The organism is Parendozoicomonas haliclonae, assembly GCF_900174585.1.
Classification (GTDB): domain Bacteria; phylum Pseudomonadota; class Gammaproteobacteria; order Pseudomonadales; family Endozoicomonadaceae; genus Sansalvadorimonas; species Sansalvadorimonas haliclonae.
The window spans coordinates 1-2,926 of sequence record NZ_FWPT01000025.1 but is presented as its reverse complement, the minus strand read 5'-3'; the positions used below and the strand labels follow the sequence as shown (position 1 = coordinate 2,926).

Below are 2,926 nucleotides of genomic sequence, written 5' to 3'. Positions count from 1 at the left end.
GAAGATTTCTTTGGGTTATATGGTCAAGTGACTAAGCGCACACGGTGGATGCCTTGGCAGTCAGAGGCGATGAAGGACGTGGTAATCTGCGATAAGCCTGGGGAAGCTGATAAACAAGCTGTGATCCCAGGATTTCCGAATGGGGAAACCCACCGGTCATAAGGCCGGTATCCTTTACCTGAATACATAGGGTTTAGGAGGCGAACCCGGGGAACTGAAACATCTAAGTACCCGGAGGAAAAGAAATCAACCGAGATTCCCCTAGTAGCGGCGAGCGAACGGGGATTAGCCCTTAAGCGGTTTAGAGTTTAGTGGAACGCTCTGGAAAGTGCGGCCATAGTGGGTGATAGCCCCGTACACGAAAGACTCTTTATCGTGAAAACGAGTAAGGCGGGACACGTGATATCCTGTTTGAACATGGGGGGACCATCCTCCAAGGCTAAATACTACTGACTGACCGATAGTGAACCAGTACCGTGAGGGAAAGGCGAAAAGAACCCCGTTGAGGGGAGTGAAATAGACCCTGAAACCGTGTGCGTACAAGCAGTGGGAGCAGACTTGTTCTGTGACTGCGTACCTTTTGTATAATGGGTCAGCGACTTAATTTCAGTAGCAAGCTTAACCGAGTAGGGTAGGCGTAGGGAAACCGAGTCTTAATAGGGCGAACAGTTGCTGGGATTAGACCCGAAACCGGGCGATCTATCCATGGGCAGGTTGAAGGTGCCGTAACAGGTACTGGAGGACCGAACCGACTACCGTTGAAAAGTTAGCGGATGACCTGTGGATCGGAGTGAAAGGCTAATCAAGCTCGGAGATAGCTGGTTCTCCCCGAAAGCTATTTAGGTAGCGCCTCATATATTACCCACGGGGGTAGAGCACTGTGTCGGCTAGGGGGTCATCCCGACTTACCAACCCGATGCAAACTCCGAATACCGTGGAGTACAGTATGGGAGACAGACGGCGGGTGCTAACGTCCGTCGTCAAGAGGGAAACAACCCAGACCGCCAGCTAAGGTCCCTAAACATGATTAAGTGGGAAACGATGTGGGAAGGCTAAAACAGCTAGGAGGTTGGCTTAGAAGCAGCCACCCTTTAAAGAAAGCGTAATAGCTCACTAGTCGAGTCGGCCCGCGCGGAAGATGTAACGGGGCTCAAATCATGTACCGAAGCTGCGGATTCACGCTTAGGCGTGAGTGGTAGGGGAGCGTTCTGTAAGCCGTTGAAGGTGTGTTGAGAAGCATGCTGGAGGTATCAGAAGTGCGAATGCTGACATGAGTAACGACAAAGGGAGTGAGAGGCTCCCTCGCCGGAAGACCAAGGTTTTCTGCACAACGCTAATCGGTGCAGAGTGAGTCGGCCCCTAAGGTGAGAGCGAAAGCTGTAATCGATGGGAAACGGGTTAATATTCCCGTACTTCTTGTGACTGCGATGGAATGACGGAGAAGGCTAGGCCAGCAGGGCGATGGTTGTCCCTGTTTAAGGTGGTAGGCTGGGGAAGTAGGCAAATCCGCTTCCCTAAGGCCGAGAGCTGATGACGAGTCCTCTTTTGGACGAAGTGGTTGATGCCAGGCTTCCAGGAAAAGTTTCTAAGCTTCAGGTCACAAGGAACCGTACCCCAAACCGACACAGGTGGTCAGGTAGAGAATACCAAGGCGCTTGAGAGAACTCGGGTGAAGGAACTAGGCAAAATGGTACCGTAACTTCGGGAGAAGGTACGCCGGCCAGGGTGAAGCACTTGCTGCGTAAGCCCCGGCTGGTCGAAGAAACCAGGTGGCTGCAACTGTTTATTAAAAACATAGCACTGTGCCAACACGAAAGTGGACGTATACGGTGTGACGCCTGCCCGGTGCCGGAAGGTTAATTGATGGGGTTAGCTTCGGCGAAGCTCTTGATCGAAGCCCCGGTAAACGGCGGCCGTAACTATAACGGTCCTAAGGTAGCGAAATTCCTTGTCGGGTAAGTTCCGACCTGCACGAATGGCGTAATGATGGCCACGCTGTCTCCACCCGAGACTCAGTGAAATTGAAATCGCAGTGAAGATGCTGTGTATCCGCGGCTAGACGGAAAGACCCCGTGAACCTTTACTACAGCTTCACACTGGACCTTGATGTTATTTGTGTAGGATAGCTGGGAGGCTTTGAAGCTCGGACGCCAGTTCGAGTGGAGCCAATCTTGAAATACCAGCCTGATAACATTGGGGTTCTAACTCCGCGCCATAATCTGGCGTGAGGACAGTGTGTGGTGGGTAGTTTGACTGGGGCGGTCTCCTCCCAAAGAGTAACGGAGGAGTACGAAGGTTGGCTAAGCACGGTCGGACATCGTGCGGTTAGTATAATGGTACAAGCCAGCTTGACTGCGAGAGCTACAACTCGAGCAGGTACGAAAGTAGGTCATAGTGATCCGGTGGTTCTGTATGGAAGGGCCATCGCTCAACGGATAAAAGGTACTCCGGGGATAACAGGCTGATACCGCCCAAGAGTTCACATCGACGGCGGTGTTTGGCACCTCGATGTCGGCTCATCACATCCTGGGGCTGAAGCCGGTCCCAAGGGTATGGCTGTTCGCCATTTAAAGTGGTACGCGAGCTGGGTTTAGAACGTCGTGAGACAGTTCGGTCCCTATCTGCCGTGGACGTTGGAAGTTTGAGAAGAGCTGCTCCTAGTACGAGAGGACCGGAGTGGACGAACCACTGGTGTTCCGGTTGTTTCGCCAGAAGCATTGCCGGGTAGCTACGTTCGGACGGGATAACCGCTGAAAGCATCTAAGCGGGAAGCCCCCTTCAAGATGAGACTTCCCAGGGACTTGATCCCCTGAAGAGCCGTTCAAGACCAGGACGTTGATAGGCTGGGTGTGTAAGCGTTGTGAGGCGTTGAGCTAACCAGTACTAATGACTCGTGCGGCTTGACCATATAACGCCAAAGCGATCT

Annotated in this window: 1 rRNA gene; it reads left to right on the top strand. The window is 52.7% G+C overall.

The features are described 5' to 3' along the window. The first annotated feature begins 21 nt into the window (after positions 1 to 21). Positions 22 to 2,908, top strand: a 23S ribosomal RNA gene (locus EHSB41UT_RS24045). The last annotated feature ends 18 nt before the right edge of the window (positions 2,909 to 2,926 follow it).